The following is an 18,844-nucleotide window of genomic DNA, read 5'->3' as shown; positions in this document are numbered from 1 at the left end:
TTTTTATTTTGTAATTTCTTATTTTAGAGGGAAAATATTAGAATTATGGGCAATAAAAATTTATACTAGGTAAGAAAGTATAATTATTATTTTGAAAGGAAGTGAAGGAATGCTGAAAAAACTATTAGCCAATGTTGGAGAGTATAAAAAACAATCGTTATTAACGCCGTTATATACCTTTGGTGAAGTCTTGATGGATGTAATAATGCCCTTAATTATGGCGGCCTTAATCGACCAAGGAATTCAAAAAAGTAATAGCGGGAAAATACTTGAATTTGGTGGACTTTTATTTGTTTGTGCTATTTTTGCTTTATTTTCGGGAACTTTAGGCGCTCGTTCGGCTGCCAAAGCGTCAGCGGGTTTTGCTAAAAATTTACGCCATACCTTGTTTGAAAGAATTCAAGGCTTTTCATTTTCCAATATTGACCGTTTTTCTGGCTCCAGTTTGATTACACGGATGACCACCGATGTCACCAATGTTCAAAATGCCTATCAAATGATTATTCGAATCTTGGTGCGTTCACCCTTGATTTTGATTTTCTCTTTGATTATGACATTTTATATTAACCGTGATTTATCATTGATTTATGTAGTGGTGGTACCGATTCTAGGGATTGGTTTAGGAATTATTGTCCATTTTGCCCATCCAATTTTTATGAAAGTGTTTCGTACATACGATCGGTTAAATCAAGTGGTTAATGAAAATTTACAAGGCATTCGAGTTGTAAAAGCTTATGTGCGAGAAGATTTTGAAGAAAAGAAATTTAGCGATGTTTCTCAAACGGTTTATAACAATTTTTCGAAAGCGCAAACGATTGTAGCTTTTAATATGCCGTTATTACAAATGGCGATTTACACTTGTATGTTGTTGCTTTCTTGGTTTGGTGCTCGTTTTATTGTAGATGATAGCTCATTTTCTACAGGTGAACTAGTGAGTATGTTCAACTATACGATGCAAATTTTGATGAGTTTAATGATGTTATCAATGACATTTGTTCAATTGATGACGGCGCGTTCTTCTGCTGAACGGATTACCGAAGTGTTGGATGAAGAAAGTGATTTGAAAAATGGTGCCAATCCATTGATGAGTGTCTCAGATGGTTCGGTCGTTTTTAAAGATGTCTGCTTCAGTTATCAAGATGACATGGATAAGCTAGTTTTAGAAAATATTAATTTATCGATTCAATCGGGTGAAGTAATCGGGATCGTCGGTGGAACCGGAAGTTCAAAATCTTCTTTGGTTCAATTAATTCCACGGCTGTATGATGTAACTCAGGGACAGGTCTTAGTTGGCGGAAATGACGTACGGGATTATGATTTGGAAACCTTACGAGATCAAGTTGGCATGGTTCTGCAAAACAATGTTTTATTCTCTGGTACAATTTATGAAAACTTACGCTGGGGAAATCCTCAAGCAACAGATGAAGAGGTCCAAGCTGCAGCTAAAGTTGCCCAAGCCGATGAATTTATCAATGAATTTCCTGATGGCTATAATACGATGATTTCTGAAGGTGGGAATAATGTTTCTGGTGGACAAAAACAGCGTTTGACAATCGCTAGAGCGTTACTGAAAAAACCAAAAATTTTGATTTTGGATGATTCTACTAGCGCAGTAGATACTAAAACAGATCGTGCGATTCGTGATGGCTTGGAAAAAGAAATTCCCGGGACTACTACCTTTATTATTTCTCAACGGATCAGCTCAATTCAAGATGCCAATCGAATCATTGTGCTGGACGACGGTAAGATAAATGGCGTTGGTACCCATGATGAATTGATGGGAAACAATCAAATCTATCAAGAAGTCTTTAATTCTCAAGAGAAAGGGTTTGGTGAAGCACATGAAGAATAAAAAAATGCCCACTAACCCGATGAAAACTTTAAAGCGCTTGTTAGGTATTATGATCAAGCAATATAAATTCCGTTTAATGATTGTTTTTGTCATGATTTTATTTAGTGCTTTTGCTAATGTGCGGGGCTCATTATTCTTACGAGTAGTTATTGACGATTACATCACACCATTGATTGGTTCGAGCAATCCTGATTTTAGTGGTTTGTTAAAAGCAATTTTGACGATGGCTAGTATTTATGTGGTTGGAATTCTAGGAACTTTAGGATACAACTTAATCATGGTGCGGGTTTCTGAAGGTACGCAAAAGAAAATTCGGGATGAGATGTTTGATAAGTTGGAGCAATTACCGTTAAATTATTTTGATTCCAACTCTGACGGCGATATTATGAGTCATTTTACCAATGATACTGATACCTTACGACAAATGATCTCACAAAGTATCCCCAATTTACTGACCGCTTTAGTGACTTTTATTTCTGTCTTTGTTGCGATGATCAGTTTGAGCATTCCATTGACAATATTTGTGATGATTTCAGTTACTGCCATGATGTTTATGATTCGTTTTATTTCTCAAAGAAGTGGGCGTTTCTTTGGTGCGCAGCAAAAAAATATTGGTCTCGTTAATGGTTATATTGAAGAAATGATGCATGGTCAAAAAGTGGTTAAAGTATTTAATCACGAAGCCGCTTCGATTGCTGAATTTGATGAAATTAATGAAAAACTCAAAGAAAGTGCGACAGATGCCAACAGTAATGCCAATATGTTAATGCCCATTATGATGAACTTATTAAATATCCAATATGTTTTGGTAGCAATTATTGGTGGCTTACTAGCGGTTTACAATGTATCTATTTTGACAGTAGGGATGATTGCTTCTTTCTTACAATTAAGTCGTTCATTAAACGGTCCTATCAGCCAAATTTCCCAACAAATTAATTTCGTTATTATGGCGTTAGCTGGTGCGGATCGGATTTTTGAATTGATGGATGAACAGCCAGAAACAGATGATGGTTACGTTACTTTAGTAAACGCCAAAGAAGAAAACGGTGTGATTACTGAAACTACTGATCGGACTGGTATGTGGGCGTGGAAACATCCTCATGAAGACGGTACGACTACCTATACAAAATTAACTGGCGATGTCCGCTTTGAAGATGTTGACTTTAGTTATGATGGTAAACATGTTGTCTTGCATGATATTAATTTATATGCAGAGCCAGGACAAAAAGTTGCTTTTGTTGGAGCAACGGGTGCTGGTAAGACGACAATTACTAATTTAATCAATCGTTTTTACGATATTCAAGATGGAAAAATCCGTTATGATGGCATCAATATCAAAAAAATCAAAAAAAATTCCCTACGAGGTTCTTTAGGAATGGTTTTACAAGATACGCATTTATTTACCGGGAGTATCAAAGAAAATATTCGTTACGGTCGTTTAGCAGCGACTGATGAAGAAGTCTATGCAGCTGCAAAATTATCAAATGCTGATATGTTTATTAAACATTTGCCGCAAAAATACGACACGATCATTACAGGTGATGGTGAAGGCTTGTCACAAGGGCAACGTCAATTATTAGCAATTGCTCGCGCTGCAATTGCAGATCCGCCAGTAATGATTATGGATGAAGCGACTTCTAGTATTGATACGCGAACAGAAAGTATCGTTCAATCTGGAATGGATCGATTAATGGAAGGTCGCACCGTTTTCGTGATTGCCCATCGCTTATCTACTATTCAAAATTCTGATGTGATTATGGTAATGGATCACGGTCAAATCATTGAACGGGGAGATCATGACAGCTTATTAGCCGAACATGGGTTATACTATCAACTATACACAGGTAAAGTTGAACTGGATTAAATAAAAAGACAAGACACTGTGTAGTTGCTGCATGGTGTTTTTGTCATTTAAAGAAAGGATGAATCAAATGAAAAGATTTGCAATCAAAGATTATGGAAAAGCTGCTGATGTATTTGAAGAAATTGAGGCGAGTTCCCGAGAAGTTGATGCTACCCATGTCAGAGTGGAAGTGAAAGCTTTTGGCGTAAATCCTTATGATGTGTCGGTTCGTTTAGGAAATATGAAAAGTTTCCGTCCTTTGAAATTTCCTTATGTCTTAGGCAATGATTCGGCTGGGATTGTGACAGAAATTGGTGCAGATATCAAAAATGTGGCGGTAGGAGATGCAGTCATTGCACATTCTGTCGGAGGTGCTAATGGTGAAGAATTAGTTTTACCAGGACATAAATTAATTAAAAAACCTGAAAAAATGTCATTTGCACAAGCTGCTGGTTTCGTGACACCATGGATTACGGCATATAACATGGTGACTCATTTATTAGGAAATCAAATTGGTGAAATAGTCATGGTACAAGGAGCTTCAGGTTCAGTTGGCTCTTTATTGGTTCAATTATTAAAAGCCAACGGCAAAAAAGTTTTGGCGACTGCGTCAAGTCGTAATGAGGCTTATGTGCGTGAATTAGGGGCGGATGAATTTTCTGCTTACGACAAAGAAGATGCCGGTGAAAGATTTGCTGAGACAGCTGACACTGTGATTGACGGAACAAAGGGTGGTCGTAGCAGTGCTTCAGGTGTGAAAATTATGAAAACTGGCGGCAATTATGTGGCCTTAAATCAGTTGCCAGAGGATCAAAGTAAGGCTGGAAACTACTTACATTTTGGTCCTTCAAAAGATTATTCAGATCTAGAAGCCTTAGAAAAATTAGTAGCATTGTATGAAAAAGATGCTATACAAATCAAGATGGCTGATAGTTTACCTTTTACTTTGGCAAGCGTGATTAAAGCCCACGAAATGTTAGAAGGTCATCCACCAGCTGGAAAAATTGTAATTGAAAGGGTGTAAGGGATGAATCAAGAAAAATGGCAGATGGTTTTAGCGAATTTTGATGAGTTGAGTTTTATTGATACCGGCTTCTATCGTATTAGAGAAACCGAAAATGGTTATAAAATTGCTTATTTAGCTCCCGGACCTTGTGGTGAAAAAGTTCAGAATCCCGAAATTACCCTAGAAAAAAATTCTGATGGAGTCAATCCCGTTAGTCTGATTGATTTGGAAAGTACACCGATTGTTCGCCTGCAAGCAGCCGATCAAGAACAGCTGTTGGTAGCGACTGATGCACTGTTAGATAAATTTTTACAGGCAAAGGCGTTAACTTTTTCTTAATAAAATTTACCAAGAAAAGGTTTTCAATTTTGACAAAATAAAATAATTGTCGCATTTTGGCCTCCAACAAAAGTCGCTAGGATTGAATTGTAGGGAAAAAGCATGCTACATTAAATAAGCGAAATTATGTGAATGGGTGAATGCAATGAAAATTTTACAGTCATTAAAAAATACCTTTAAATTATTTATCTTAGATTGGAAACGAATCGGGAAAAACCCGATTGCCGTATTCTTGATGATTGCACTAATGGTGATTCCATCACTGTATGCGTGGTTTAATATAAAAGCCTTATGGGATCCATATTCTAATACTAGTGAATTGCCGATTGCGGTATACAGTAATGATGCTGGGACAACTTTTCAATCGCAGGATGTAGAAATTGGTCAGCAGGTGATTGAAAATCTGCATCAAAATAAACAACTTGGCTGGCGCTTTGTAGATTCGAAAAAGGAATTAACAGAAGGCGTCAAGTCAGGCAAATATTATGCAGGTATTTATTTACCAAAAGAATTTTCCAGTGATTTAATGAGTTTTACTACTGGTGATATCAAGAAACCAAAAATTGAATATTATCTAAATCAAAAGATTAATGCGATTGCGCCTAAAATTACTGATAAAGGGGCCACCTCCATTCAATCAGAAATCAGTACCGAATTTATCGGAACTGCTAGCGACACCTTGTTGAAGGTTTTCAATCAAGTAGGGTATGACATCGATAGTAATCTGGTATCGATCAATAAAGTCAAAGATCTGATTTTAACAACCAATGATAATTTAGACGAAATTGATAAATACACCCAAGAAGTAGTGGCTCTGCAAGGGAAAATGCCAGAATTAAAAGCTAAACTTGCCAAAGCTAATGAATTGACGGCTTATCTACCTGAAATCGATCAAATGGGACAAAAGCTAGTAAAATTAAATCAACAAATGCCGACGATTCAAAAGCAAGCCGGCGTAATTTTAACGATTCAAGATAAGATTCCGGAAATCCAACAAGCCGCTGGACAATTAAATCAAGTGGACAGTGATTTTGCAAATATTCAACAAACGATGACTGACGGTATTAACGATGCTAAACAAGGATTACAAGTTATCCAACAAGTGCAAGCAATTTTACCGGATGTTGAAAAATTAGGAAACCAAGCTACTGATTTTGCTGATGCCACTAAAAAGGGTGCCGAACAATTACAAGCTGCGATTCCTAATATTTCTAACAGCGTTCAAGTCACGTTGACTTCGATAGGTGAAGTAGCTAATACTACTAGCGCGATTAGTAGCCAAATTTCAACCTATCTAACAGATCACCAATTAACTGATCAAGAAAAAGCAGATATTAATCGATTGATAACCGATTTTCAAAGTAACATTGCGAATCAACAAACTGCAATTGATGGTCTAACCAATTTATTAGATCAATTAAAAACAGCCGCCGATCAAAATGGTTTGACTGAACAAAGCCAAAAGTTGGCTACTCTGATTAGCCAATTAACAAATTTGAAAGATGTATTGACCGATATAAACAATCGTCTGACTTCATTAAACACGGCTGTCCAAAATGGCAATGTTGATGAAGCCACTCAGCTGTTGGATCAAATTACAGCTGCCGCAAATAATATTTCAACCTTAGTTGGTAGTATTGATGTTAATGCTGCTAGCGGTATTGTGGAAAATGTGCTGACAAAACTAATCACTACGATTGATACGGCACAAGGAGTCTTAACCCAAGCCCAACAAATTGATTTTAATTCATTGCTGAACTCAACGGCTAAAACAGTCAATCAAGCTGTGACGATTTTAGAAAAATATCAAGCTCAAATGCCAGCAATTGGCCAAGAAATTCACGATGCCAATACATTGCTAAGTGGTCATATGACTGAAATTGTCGGGGGTATCAATACGGCGGCAGATTTATATCAAAATGAACTGCCAGTGGTAGCAGATAAATTAAACACCGCTGCTAATTTTGTCCAAAACGATTGGCCTGGAGTGAAAAGTGATTTAACTAATGGCTTGAATGTCGCAAATCAAAAATTGCCTGATGTCGAAAATGCGCTAAATCTGGCGACTGATTTAATTAATAATGATTGGCCTAGTTTAAAAGCAGGTATTCAAAAGGCTGCCACCGCCATCAATCAAGGAGAAAAAACAGTTGACTTAGGCGAGATTGTAAAATTACTGAAACTAGATGCAACAAAAGAAAGTGATTTCTTCGCTAGTCCTGTCGAATTGAAAACAAATACTTATTATCCGATTGAAAATAACGGCTCAGCCAGCACACCTTTTTATACAGCATTGTGTTTATGGGTGGGGGCAGTATTATTTTCAAGTGTCACAACCACCAGTTTTGCTTTAGATAAAAAAGATCGCGGGCGTTACACTAAACGAGAACAATATGGTGCACGTTTAGGAACTTATTTAGTTGTTGGCACGATTCAAGCTTTAATTGTAACGCTGGGAAATTTATTTATTCTCGGTGTTTACACAAAAGATCCAGTGGAAAGTGTCATCTTTGCAGTTTTAGTTGCACTGGCCTTTACTATGATTGTATACACCTTGGTTGCGCTATTTGGAACAGTAGGAAAAGGGATTGCGATTATTATTTTAGTACTGTCGATTTCTGGCGGAGGCGGAAATTATCCAATCCAAGTTTCTGGGAAATTTTTCCAAGCGGTAAATCCATGGTTACCTTTTACCCACGCAGTGAATCTATTACGGGAAAGCGCCGGCGGAATTTATTGGCCGAATGCTACACCAGCGATCTGGATTTTGATTGGCTTATTCGTTGGTTTTGGCGTGATCGGAGTATGGATGTATCCGGTGTTAGAACCGCATCTAAAAAAACTTACAAAGGTTGCCCATGAAAGTAAAATTTTCCATTGATAAAGAGTAACGAACGACAGTTATTTTTGACTGAAGTTCGTTGCTTTTTTTTGCTGAAAAAATAACTTATATTTTTTTGAAAATAAGCTTTTTAATGATTGAAAAAAATGATTGACTTTTCACATGGAGGCGAGTAATATTGCGCTTGTTTGCAGTAATTAGAGGAGTGGAAAAAGTGGATTATCTTAAACGTTTATTAGTGGGACGCCCATTAAAATCTTCGGAGGACGAAGGCCAAAGTTTATCCCGTTTTGCAGCACTTGCAATGCTGTCTTCTGATGCATTATCATCAGTCGCTTATGGAACGGAGCAAATTGTTGTTGTGCTGGTCACTTTATCAGCAGCTGCAATTTGGTATTCTTTACCGATTGCTGCAGTCGTTTTAGTTTTATTAACATCTTTAATTTTATCTTATCGACAAATTATTCATGCCTATCCCCATGGCGGTGGCGCTTATGTCGTGAGTAGTGAAAATTTAGGAAAGAACGCCGGTTTAATCGCTGGTGGTTCACTTTTAATAGATTATATGTTGACGGTGGCAGTTTCTGTGTCAGCTGGAGCTGAAGCAATTACTTCAGCCATTCCGTCGCTGTATGCTCACCGAGTCGCAATTTCGATTGTGATTGTTTTGTTAATTATGCTGATGAATTTACGCGGTTTGCGAGAATCAGCTGGATTTTTAATGTTTCCGGTTTATACCTTTATTGCAGTGATTACGATTTTAATTTTATATGGCATCTTTAAAGTTGTTACCGGTATGGATGCTTATCATGCGACAGCTGCACCAGGAGCGCTGGTACCGGGTGTTACGATTGCTTTATTGTTAAGAGCCTTTTCATCTGGTTCTTCTTCTTTAACAGGGGTAGAAGCGATTAGTAATGCTGTTCCATTTTTCAAAAAGCCAAAAGCTAAAAATGCTGCCGGCACTTTAGCGATGATGGGTTTAATCTTAGGATTTTTCTTTACGGGGATTACTTTTTTAAACTACTGGTATGGAATTGTTCCTACAACAGAAGTAACCGTCTTGTCGCAAGTTGGTTCAGCAGTTTTTGGTGGTCAAGGAATCATGTATTATTTGTTACAGTTTTCCACCGCTTTAATTTTAGCAGTTGCAGCCAATACTGGCTTTTCCGCTTTTCCAGTCTTAGCTTATAATCTAGCCAAAGATAAATACTTACCTCATAATTATCAAGACCGAGGTGATCGTTTAGGTTATTCCAACGGGATTATAACTTTGGCATTGGGTTCAATTGTTTTGCTTTTGATATTCCAGGGATCAACAGAACGTTTAATTCCTTTGTACTCAGTCGGCGTATTTATTCCATTTACCTTGTCACAAACAGGGATGGTTTTAAAATGGCGCAAAGAAGGCAAAAATTGGTTTAGAAAATCGATTGCTAATATCATTGGGGCTGCGATTTCTTTTTCAATAGTGGTAATTTTATTTGTTTTCCGCTTGCCTGATATTTGGCCATTCTTTATTATTATGCCTATTCTGATGTATATTTTTTATCGCATTCATACCCATTATAAAAATGTGGCGGAGCAATTACGGATTGCCAATGATGAACCGATAAAAATTCATGAATATGACGGAAATACAGTGGTGGTTTTAGTCGGGAATGTTACCCAAGTGAATGTTGGCGCCTTAAATTATGCTCAGTCAATTGGGGATTATGTGATTGCGATGCATGTCTCGCTAGAGGAAAATGAAGAGAAGGAAAAAGAAATTCGAGCAGAGTTTAAAAAACATTTTCCAGATATCCGTTTCTCTGTTGTTCGATCACCGTATCGTTCAATTATTAATCCAGTTACCCGCTATGTTAAGCGGATTAGTAAAACAGCTAAAGAAAGAAATTATACTACGACGGTCTTAATTCCTGAGTTTGTTCCTAATAAAGCTTGGAAACGTTCGTTGCATAATCAGACGGCGCTACGTTTACGTTTGAAATTAGCTTATCGCGATGATATTATCATCTCAACTTACAATTATCATCTGAAAAAATAAAGAAGACGACTATCAATTTTTTTGATAGTCGCCTTTTTGTTTATCGGTTGGTAGGATCTAGTCTTCTTTCGACAATACCTAATAACCAGTCGGTAATAATTGCCATTAAAGCGGTAGGTAACGCACCAGCTAAAATAATGGACGTGCCATCTGTGGCATTGGTTCCGCGAATAATAATATCGCCTAAACCACCGGCACCAACGAAGGCACCAATCGCAGTAATTCCGATTGCCACGACTAAAGCATTTCGAATCCCTGCCATAATGACTGAAACAGAAAGAGGCAGTTCAATCATGTAAAGTCTTTGCCAAGCGGTCATTCCCATGCCTTTACCAACATCTAGTGCATTGCGATCGACTTGTCGCATACCAGTATAAGTATTTTTGATAATCGGTAACAAAGAATAAAGAAATACTGTCAGAATAACAACATTTACCCCTAAACCTAAGCCCAACATTAAAATAGAAATCATCGCTAGTGAAGGAATCGTTTGAATAATATTTGCAATTCGAATGATCCAGTTGGCTAATTTAAAGTGCTTAGAAATAAATATCCCAATCGGAATCCCCACAAGTGCCGCAAACAACACACCATAAATAGAAATCAAAAAGTGACGAGTGAACTGGGAGAAGACATAAGCACCATTGGTTTGGAAATAGTAGAAAAATTGTTGGAATGTATTCATGTTTTCCATCTCATCACTTCCCTTCAAAGTAGTTGTTTTCTTTTAGAAACTCTTCAGCTACAACAGATGGTTCAAGTAAATCATTATCTGCCCGATAATTTAATTTTTGCATTTGTTCGGTATCAATCGTACCACTTAATTTATTCATGGCTTCTTTTAAATCTGGATGTTCCTTTAATAAACGATCAGTGACCACCGGCGCGGCATCATAAGGTGGAAAGAAACTCAAGTCATCTTCCAGCATCACCAAATCATAACTAGCAATCCGGCCATCAGTCGAATAGCCTAAAACGATATCCATTTTTCCAGCATCCACAGCATCATAAACTAAACCAATCTGCATCGGTAAAATAGAATTAAAGGAAAAGCCATAGGTTTCTTGGAAGCCATCATAGCCATCACCTTCACGGGTAATCCAAGCGGTATCAACACCGGCTTTTAACTCACCAGCCATATTTTTTAAGTCACTTACTTTAGTTAAATTATATTTTTCAGCCGTGTCTTTTCTAACTAGAAAAACGTAGGTATTGTCAAAACCATAAGAAGGAAACCAAGTTTGATCATAGCGTTTTTGAAATTCATCACTGACAATCTCAAAAGCTTTTTTAGGATCTTTTTCAGCTGGTAAACCTAAAGTAGTTGTTACATCGGTTCCAGTATAACGAGCCGCTGAAATAGAGGCATCGCCATTGATCATTGCTTGGTGATTAATCGTTGTGGTAGCTAAATTATTTATGGTAGTTGTATTTAAATCAGTATAATGTTCAACCATACCACTGACAATGCTGGCTAAAATTTGTGCTTCTGAGGTGATGCCACCCGTAATTGCTACTGTATCTTCAGTATTATTAGAGGCTAATCCAGGAAAAGAACAACTGCTAAAAAGTACCAATGAAGCCGTTAAAATGAATAAAAGTTTGATTTTCTTCATTTATTCCACCTCCTGTTTTAAAGCAGTCGGTGTCAATTTGTTTTCCAATAATCCGAGTAGAAAATCAGAAAGCAAAGCAATAATAATAACTGGTACAGTCCCTGCGATAATTAATGGCGGTTGGAAATTATTTAGTCCACTAAAGATTAAGTCTCCCAAGCCACCGGCACCGATATATGAAGCCAAAGTCGCCCAAGCGATAACATAAGTTGCGGCTAAACGAATCCCAGCCATGATGGTTGGCATGGCAATCGGTAATTCGACAGAAAAAATTGATTGTAAATTGGTCATCCCCATACCTTTGGCCACATCACGATAATTCCAATCGACATTTTTCATACCGATATACGTATTACGTAAAATTGGCAATAAAGAATAGATAAATAGCGCAATGACTGCCGGTAATTTACCCACGCCAAAGAAAGGAATCATTAAGGCCAATAAAGCTAAGGAAGGAACCGTCTGTAAAACTGAAGCCAAACCGATCACAAAAGAAGAAATTTTTTGAAATCTAGTTAAAACAATGCCCAACGGTACAGCTACCAAAATTCCTAAAGCTAAGGCCAGTGCAGAAATATAAATATGCTCGGCACTTTTCGTTAGAATTTGTCCGCCGTATTCATTAATAAATGCTTGCACAAGCTACGCCCCCTCTCCATTGGTGGCAACACTTTCGGCAGCTTCAGCAAAGGAATCTTCTTCGCCCCATAAAACATCGTAAATAATATCAACTAGCGATACCCTTGTCAGAATACCCACTAAACGGTCGTCATCGTCAACTACCGGTACGTATTTAACACCACGTTTTAAAATTCTTTGTAAACTATCTCGCACCAAAGCAGATTTCTTCACATAAAATACTTTTGGATTATAAATTTCACCGATACTAATATTTTTGCCAGTTCGACGCATTTTATCAATCGTTTCAACATCGACAAAGCCTTTCAAGACATTGTTTTCATCGACAACCAATAAAGTATCTACCCGTTTTTCTCGCATCAGTGAGATAGCGCTTTGCAAGCTTTTTTCTGATGTGATGGAAATTGCTCGATCGGTCATTAATTCACCAACCGTTGTTGTGTCAGGTTTGGCTTGTAATAAGCGATCTTCGCCGATTAATTCTTCAACAAAAGAATTAGCAGGATGTTGCAAAATATTTTCGGGAGTATCATATTGAATGACTTTTCCGTGATCCATTATTGCAATGCGATTGGCTAATTTTAGCGCTTCATCCATATCGTGGGTAACAAAGACAATTGTTTTTCCAAGACGTTCTTGTAAATCCTTCACCAAGTCTTGAAGTGAATCTCTCGTAATCGGATCCAAGGCACCGAAAGGCTCATCCATTAAAATAATATCTTGATCTGCCGCAAGCGCTCTCACTACACCAATCCGTTGCTGTTGACCACCGGAAAGTTCATTAGGATAACGATCCAGCATTTCTCGAGGCAACTCGACTAAATCAATCATCTCTTCGGCTGTTTTATTACGTGTTGCTTGATCAACTTTTAGTAATTTTTGGACCAAAGTAATATTTTCACGAATAGTCATATGGGGCATTAAGCCAATACTTTGAATCACGTAGCCAATTTGACGGCGTAATTCGACTGGATTTTTTGTTTTGATATCTGCCCCATCAATTGTGATCGTTCCTTTAGTTGGATCAATCATTCGATTAATCATCCGCATCGTTGTTGTTTTACCACTACCACTAGTACCAATAAAACAAACGAATTCACCTTGGTTAATCGTTAAATTAACATCTTCAACGGCAACTTTATTTCCGTTGTAAACTTTTGATACATTCTCAAAATGAATCATTTTTCCACCTCTTTTTTTAATCAAAAATAATGAGTTCATTAAATTAAGTATGAGGTTAATTGGAAAAAAATGCAAATTTGGTGTGAATAATAAAGAAACGACAGCGTTTTTTCAACTATGGAAAGCGATTAAAAGAACAATCTTTTTTTTCAAAAAAACACCTAAAATAAATTGTCATACTACAAAAAAACGACTTGAGTGAATTCAAGTCGTTGACCTTATTTATCTGGATATAAATGAGCCTCAATTTCAGTACGTTGATCAGCTAAAAAAGGAGGCAAAGCCAAAGTTTCGCCTAAATGCTCCAAGTCTTCATCTAAAGTAAATCCTGGTTTCAACGTAGCAAATTCTACACGAATCCCACCAGGCTCACGAATATAGAGACTTTTGAAGTAGCCGCGGGTAATTAATTTTTCTACCTGCCAATTTTGTGAGAGAGCCTTTTGGTGTAAAGCTTCTAACGACTCATCATTTTCTACAGCAAAAGCAATGTGATCGATACTGCCACGACCCATACGGGTTTTTTCAGTCGATTGACTTTGGAGAATCGCAACATAATGATTTGCTTGAGGCTCATAACGATTATCAACAAAAGACCAATCCAATAATTTTTCAAAAAAATCGATTGTTGCTGCTGGATTTTCCACATAAAAATGAATGGCACGAATATCGATGATTTGCCGATCGGCGGGGATCTCATTTAAGACCAATTTATTTTTTTCTAAACTAGATATTTGAGTTTCAGTTAAAGTAATTAAAACATCATCTGGATCATGTAAAATAATCGTATTTTCTTTCGCTTCATACGAGACGCCAAATTTTTCTATTCGTTCTTGCCAATATGACAAACTATTTTTCGGTAGATTCAAACCAATCTCAGCCAAATACTCACGGTTGTCATAGCGATGGCCTAAATGGGGTACGGCAAAAAAAGTGATTACTGAACCGGCAGATCCTTGATAATCGCCGTAAAATAAATGTGGCATTCGATAATTTTCTTGATTAACGGTATTTTTAACGAAACGTAAGCCAAGAATTTCAGTATAAAAGTGAATGTTTTCTTCCTTATGACGCGTTAATAAAGATATATGATGATACAACATAAAATTCTCCTCTTTTCTTATTTAAAGTAAGTATATCTCAAAAGAAAAAGAAGGCAAATAATCAACCTGACTTTAATCAAAAGTCAAAGCGTGATAAGATAGCTGATGGAAAAGAGGAGAAGAAATGCTAACAACAGAAGATTTTGATTTTGATTTACCAGAAGAATTAATTGCCCAAACCCCTCTAGCAAAAAGAGACAGCTCAAAACTATTAATATTAAATCGCGAAACAGGCGAGGTAAAAGACACCCATTTTGATCATATTATTGATGAGTTGCAAGCTGGAGATGCTTTAGTGATGAACGATACACGTGTTTTACCAGCGCGTCTGTATGGAGAGAAACCAGAAACCGGTGGTCATCTGGAAGTTTTACTATTAAACAATATTAATGGTGACGAATGGGAAACGTTAATTAAACCAGCCAAAAGAGCCAAAGTTGGCACAGAAATTTCTTTTGGCGATGGACGCTTAAAAGCAGTCGTGACAAAAGAGTTAGACCATGGTGGGCGTATTGTTGCGTTTTCATATGAAGGCATCTTTTTAGAAAATCTAGAATCCCTAGGTGAAATGCCGCTACCACCTTATATCAAAGAACGCCTAGAAGATCCTGAGCGTTACCAAACAGTTTATGCGAAGGAAAATGGGTCAGCCGCTGCACCGACAGCAGGGCTACATTTTACTCCTGAATTATTAAAAAAAATTGAAGCCAAAGGTGTAAATTTAGTGTACTTAACTTTACATGTTGGTTTAGGTACTTTCCGACCAGTCAGTGTCGACAATATTGCGGAACACGAGATGCATAGTGAATTTTACCGTTTAACGGAAGATGCTGCTGAACAATTAAATCAAGTTCGTAATAATGGTGGAAAAATTGTTGCGGTAGGTACCACATCGATCCGTACTTTAGAAACAATCGGTACAAAATTTAATGGTGAAATTAAAGCCGATAGTGGTTGGACCGATATTTTCATTACACCAGGTTACCAATTTAAAGTTGTCCAAGCTTTTTCTACCAACTTCCATTTACCAAAATCAACTTTGGTGATGTTAGTCAGCGCCTTTGCTGGGCGTGAAAACACTTTGGCCGCTTATCAACATGCGATTGATGAAAGATATCGTTTCTTTAGTTTTGGCGATGCAATGTTTGTAAAATAGCACAAGAAAACCCCAGGCGCTCGATTCGCCTGGGGTTTTTAGATATCGGAAGGATAAGATCATTCGAAATGTTATTACTTTGATTATACATGTAAAGTATGACATGAATTTCTTGATGATAAACATAAATATTTGTTTGTTGTTACATTTTCACATAAATCTTCGATACTCTTTACGCATTTTTTTTAATTCTAATTTTGATCAACTACTCAACTGCTAATGCGCATTCACTATTTATAAAATGATACTTCACACATATATTCTATTCAATTTTCGCACTTTGGTGAATCTGGTACTACTAACAATTTTTACTGTTTATAATATTCTACTTCTTACCGAGAAATTCTTCGAATGAACTTTGTTTCCTCCTTCCTTGTATCTATAATATAGCATAATTAGTTAGAAAAAGAAAGCGATTACAATCATAAAATTAAAAAAAATTATTCACCTCTTTTGAGGGAAATACGAATCACATTCTTTGAATCTGTTAGAAAAACTGTGTTATAGTTAAATCATATGATAACTTATCTAACATTTAAAGGAGGAATTTGATGGCAGATTATCGTAAAAATATTGAAGAAGTAGAGGAGGAATTTGCAACAAATATTCAAAGTGGATTAACCGAAACGGAAGTTAACGAACGACTTAAAAATAACGGAAAAAATAAATTTGATGAACCACCTAAGGAATCACTGGTAAAAAAATTCTTAGTTAGTTTTAGTGATTTTACCACCCTCGTTCTAATCGTCGCAGCAATCATCTCGCTTTACACTGCAATCGCCACCGACCACGGAGATTATTTCGAAGCCTTTCTAATTATCGCAATCGTGATTATCAATGCTGTATTAGCAATTGTTCAAGAAGGTAATGCTGAAAAAGCCTTAGCAGCTTTAGAAGATATGAATAAGCAGACTGCAAAAGTCATACGAGATGAGAGAACGATCGATGTAGATGCAGAAGATTTAGTTGTGGGAGATATTTTAGTCTTAGAATCTGGTGCCATGATTGCAGCGGACGCTCGAATTGCAGAAGGCTCACAGTTAAGAGTAGAAGAATCAGCTTTAACTGGTGAAAGTGAGCCAGTTGAAAAAGACCCTGACTTTATTCCAGAAGATGAAGCACCTTTAGGCGATCGATTAAATATGATCTTCAAAGGCTCAACAATTGTTAATGGTCGTGGGAAAGCAATCATTACAGCGGTCGGAATGCAAACTGAAATGGGTAAGATTGCCGGTTTGTTAAATGATGACCATAATCAAAAAACACCTCTGCAAAAACGATTAAATCAGCTTGGTAAAAGAATTAGTTTGATCGCTTTGGCAGCTGCGGCTTTTGTGTTCTTCATTGGTTATTTACAAGGTGAACCTTTATTAGAAATGTTCATTACAGCAATTTCATTAGCTGTAGCGGCTGTTCCAGAAACGTTAGCCGTAATTGTTACCTTAACTTTGGCTTATGGTGTTCAAAAAATGGCGAAGAAAAATGCCATTATCCGTAAATTGCCAGCAGTGGAAACTTTAGGCTCGGCCAATGTCATCTGTTCTGACAAGACGGGTACATTAACTCAAAATAAAATGCGGGTTCGACGTGTTTGGACTCATGGTGATAGTGTTGTTGATACTGAAGAAGGTATGACGGATGAAGCGATGGAAGTATTATCAGTAGCCGCTTTATGTAGTGATGTCTTAGTTGAAAATGATGACAATGAATTAGTTATCAAAGGAAATCCAACGGAAGCTGCAATTGTACGAGCAGTGGAAGAAAATTATCATACCAAAGCTGAATTAGAAGAAAAACATCCCCGAGTGGGAGAAATTCCTTTTGACTCAGAACGTAAAATGATGACGACCATTCACAAATGGGGTAAAAAATATTTATCAATTACTAAAGGCGCTTTTGATGTCCTATTGCCAAAATTCCATTATGGTGATGTTGATCAAGCAGCGATTGTCAATGACCGTTTTGGTAAAAAAGCTTTACGAGTGATCGCTGTCGGGTATCATTTGCATGATGAAATGCCAACTGAAATTACTTCAGAAGCTTTAGAAAAAAATCTAACACTAATGGGCTTAATCGGGATGATTGATCCGCCTCGCCCTGAGTCAAAAGGCGCTATCAAACGAGCGAAAAAAGCCGGAATTAAGACAGTTATGATCACCGGTGACCATGTTGTAACAGCAGGGGCGATTGCCAAAGAATTGGGAATCATGAAATCTCGCAAAGAAGCTATCTCTGGCGCTGAATTACAAAAAATGAGTGACGATGAGTTAGATGGACGCGTAAAAGATTTATCTGTCTATGCTCGGGTAACCCCTGAAGATAAAATTCGGATTGTTCAATCTTGGCAAAGATCAGGTGCCGTTGTGGCTATGACAGGTGATGGTGTCAATGATGCACCCGCACTTAAGGCCAGCGATGTTGGTTGTGCGATGGGTATCGCCGGAACCGATGTAGCTAAAAGTGCAGCGGATATGATTTTAACAGATGATAATTTTGCAACGATTGTTGATGCAGTGGCGCGGGGCCGTTCGGTATATCAAGGGATTCGTAAAGCGATTAATTTCTTATTGAGTTGTAACATCTCAGAAATTTTTATCGTATTAATTGCTATGTTATTAGGCTGGGGTGCACCATTTACCGCCGTTCAACTATTATTTGTTAACGTTGTGGCTGATGGACTTCCAGGTTTTGCATTAGGCCGTGAACCGGCTGAAGCGGGCATTATGGATGAACCACCGATTCCACGGAATGAAAGTATTTTTGCTCGTGGATTATGGCAAAAAATTGGTTTAAATGCGTTGATGTTTACTGTGGTTGCTTTAGCGGCCTTTTACATTGGTGCGTTTGTACCTTCGATTAGTTATTTTGTCCAACCAAGTTTTGAAGTTGCACAAACCTGTGCTTTCTTAGTATTGGCGTTTTCTTCTATCTTACATGTCTTTAATGTCAGAAGTTCTCGCTCAATCTTCCGAGTAAACCTATCTACTAATAAATCATTGGCTCAAATGGCCTGGTTAGCGATTGGAATTACAGCAGCAATTGCGATTATTCCACAGACCCAAGAATTATTTAGTTTAGTGTCTATTAGCTTTAATCACTGGATTATTGTGGTACTACTTTCATTTGTACCGATTATTATTAATGAAATAATTAAATTCCACAAAGCACCAGAAGTTGATCCAGAGGAAATTTAAAAAAATCTAAAAAGAAAACACAAAT

13 protein-coding genes are annotated in these 18,844 nt (G+C 37.2%); 8 read left to right on the top strand and 5 right to left on the bottom strand.

Going from position 1 to position 18,844, the window contains the following annotated elements:
• The first annotated feature begins 109 nt into the window (after nt 1–109).
• From KUA55_RS11505 to KUA55_RS11480, 6 genes are all read left to right on the top strand, one after another.
• On the top strand, nt 110–1,852 hold the full coding sequence (locus KUA55_RS11505; protein ID WP_218326454.1) for an ABC transporter ATP-binding protein: 1,743 nt from the start codon (nt 110–112) through the stop codon (nt 1,850–1,852).
• Nucleotides 1,842–3,716, top strand: coding sequence for an ABC transporter ATP-binding protein (locus KUA55_RS11500; protein ID WP_218326452.1), 1,875 nt, complete (start codon nt 1,842–1,844; stop codon nt 3,714–3,716). Before KUA55_RS11505 ends, KUA55_RS11500 begins: the two co-directional genes overlap by 11 nt.
• A 67-nt stretch (nt 3,717–3,783) precedes the next feature.
• On the top strand, nt 3,784–4,719 hold the full coding sequence (locus KUA55_RS11495) for an NADP-dependent oxidoreductase (RefSeq protein WP_218326451.1): 936 nt from the start codon (nt 3,784–3,786) through the stop codon (nt 4,717–4,719).
• 3 nt (nt 4,720–4,722) lie between these two features.
• Nucleotides 4,723–5,040, top strand: coding sequence for a hypothetical protein (locus KUA55_RS11490; RefSeq protein WP_218326450.1), 318 nt, complete (start codon nt 4,723–4,725; stop codon nt 5,038–5,040).
• A 145-nt stretch (nt 5,041–5,185) separates the two neighbouring features.
• Nucleotides 5,186–7,921: a YhgE/Pip domain-containing protein gene (locus KUA55_RS11485; RefSeq protein ID WP_218326449.1), complete on the top strand. Its 2,736-nt coding sequence runs from the start codon at nt 5,186–5,188 to the stop codon at nt 7,919–7,921.
• A gap of 175 nt (nt 7,922–8,096) precedes the next feature.
• On the top strand, nt 8,097–9,929 hold the full coding sequence (locus tag KUA55_RS11480; protein WP_218326447.1) for an amino acid permease: 1,833 nt from the start codon (nt 8,097–8,099) through the stop codon (nt 9,927–9,929).
• 40 nt (nt 9,930–9,969) lie between these two features.
• On the opposite strand, the gene KUA55_RS11475 is transcribed toward KUA55_RS11480, so the two are convergent.
• The 5 genes from KUA55_RS11475 to KUA55_RS11455 all read right to left on the bottom strand — a co-directional run bounded on the left by KUA55_RS11475 (nt 9,970) and on the right by KUA55_RS11455 (nt 14,469).
• On the bottom strand, nt 9,970–10,623 hold the full coding sequence (locus KUA55_RS11475; protein ID WP_218326446.1) for an ABC transporter permease: 654 nt from the start codon (nt 10,621–10,623) through the stop codon (nt 9,970–9,972).
• 4 nt (nt 10,624–10,627) lie between these two features.
• Complete coding sequence (locus KUA55_RS11470) at nt 10,628–11,545, bottom strand: osmoprotectant ABC transporter substrate-binding protein (RefSeq protein ID WP_218326445.1); 918 nt, start codon at nt 11,543–11,545, stop codon at nt 10,628–10,630.
• Nucleotides 11,546–12,184 (bottom strand): ABC transporter permease, encoded by a 639-nt coding sequence (locus KUA55_RS11465; RefSeq protein WP_218326443.1) that lies wholly within the window; start codon nt 12,182–12,184, stop codon nt 11,546–11,548.
• Nucleotides 12,185–12,187: 3 nt separating this feature from the next.
• Entirely contained in the window at nt 12,188–13,366 is a 1,179-nt protein-coding gene (locus tag KUA55_RS11460) for a betaine/proline/choline family ABC transporter ATP-binding protein (protein ID WP_218326442.1), read from the bottom strand.
• A gap of 218 nt (nt 13,367–13,584) precedes the next feature.
• A complete protein-coding gene (locus KUA55_RS11455; RefSeq protein ID WP_218326441.1) occupies nt 13,585–14,469 on the bottom strand; it encodes a VOC family protein in 885 nt (294 codons plus the stop codon).
• A gap of 124 nt (nt 14,470–14,593) precedes the next feature.
• Between KUA55_RS11455 and queA the strand changes: the two genes are divergently transcribed.
• Both queA and KUA55_RS11445 read left to right on the top strand, forming a co-directional pair.
• Entirely contained in the window at nt 14,594–15,625 is a 1,032-nt protein-coding gene (queA, locus tag KUA55_RS11450) for a tRNA preQ1(34) S-adenosylmethionine ribosyltransferase-isomerase QueA (protein WP_218326440.1), read from the top strand.
• A 551-nt stretch (nt 15,626–16,176) separates the two neighbouring features.
• Nucleotides 16,177–18,819, top strand: coding sequence for a calcium-translocating P-type ATPase, PMCA-type (locus KUA55_RS11445; protein WP_218326439.1), 2,643 nt, complete (start codon nt 16,177–16,179; stop codon nt 18,817–18,819).
• The last annotated feature ends 25 nt before the right edge of the window (nt 18,820–18,844 follow it).

This window comes from Enterococcus alishanensis, assembly GCF_019218635.1.
GTDB lineage: Bacteria > Bacillota > Bacilli > Lactobacillales > Enterococcaceae > Enterococcus_A > Enterococcus_A alishanensis.
Note: the sequence above shows the minus strand (reverse complement) of the source record. Positions and strands in the feature narration are given on the sequence as shown.

Coding starts and splice junctions, on each gene's coding strand:
- KUA55_RS11460 (WP_218326442.1), bottom strand. CDS start 13,366: ATGATTCATTTTGAGAATGTATCAAAAGTTTACAACGGAAATAAAGTT.
- KUA55_RS11455 (WP_218326441.1), bottom strand. CDS start 14,469: ATGTTGTATCATCATATATCTTTATTAACGCGTCATAAGGAAGAAAAC.
- KUA55_RS11485 (WP_218326449.1), top strand. CDS start 5,186: ATGAAAATTTTACAGTCATTAAAAAATACCTTTAAATTATTTATCTTA.
- KUA55_RS11475 (WP_218326446.1), bottom strand. CDS start 10,623: ATGGAAAACATGAATACATTCCAACAATTTTTCTACTATTTCCAAACC.
- KUA55_RS11505 (WP_218326454.1), top strand. CDS start 110: ATGCTGAAAAAACTATTAGCCAATGTTGGAGAGTATAAAAAACAATCG.
- KUA55_RS11490 (WP_218326450.1), top strand. CDS start 4,723: ATGAATCAAGAAAAATGGCAGATGGTTTTAGCGAATTTTGATGAGTTG.
- KUA55_RS11445 (WP_218326439.1), top strand. CDS start 16,177: ATGGCAGATTATCGTAAAAATATTGAAGAAGTAGAGGAGGAATTTGCA.
- KUA55_RS11500 (WP_218326452.1), top strand. CDS start 1,842: ATGAAGAATAAAAAAATGCCCACTAACCCGATGAAAACTTTAAAGCGC.
- queA (WP_218326440.1), top strand. CDS start 14,594: ATGCTAACAACAGAAGATTTTGATTTTGATTTACCAGAAGAATTAATT.
- KUA55_RS11495 (WP_218326451.1), top strand. CDS start 3,784: ATGAAAAGATTTGCAATCAAAGATTATGGAAAAGCTGCTGATGTATTT.
- KUA55_RS11470 (WP_218326445.1), bottom strand. CDS start 11,545: ATGAAGAAAATCAAACTTTTATTCATTTTAACGGCTTCATTGGTACTT.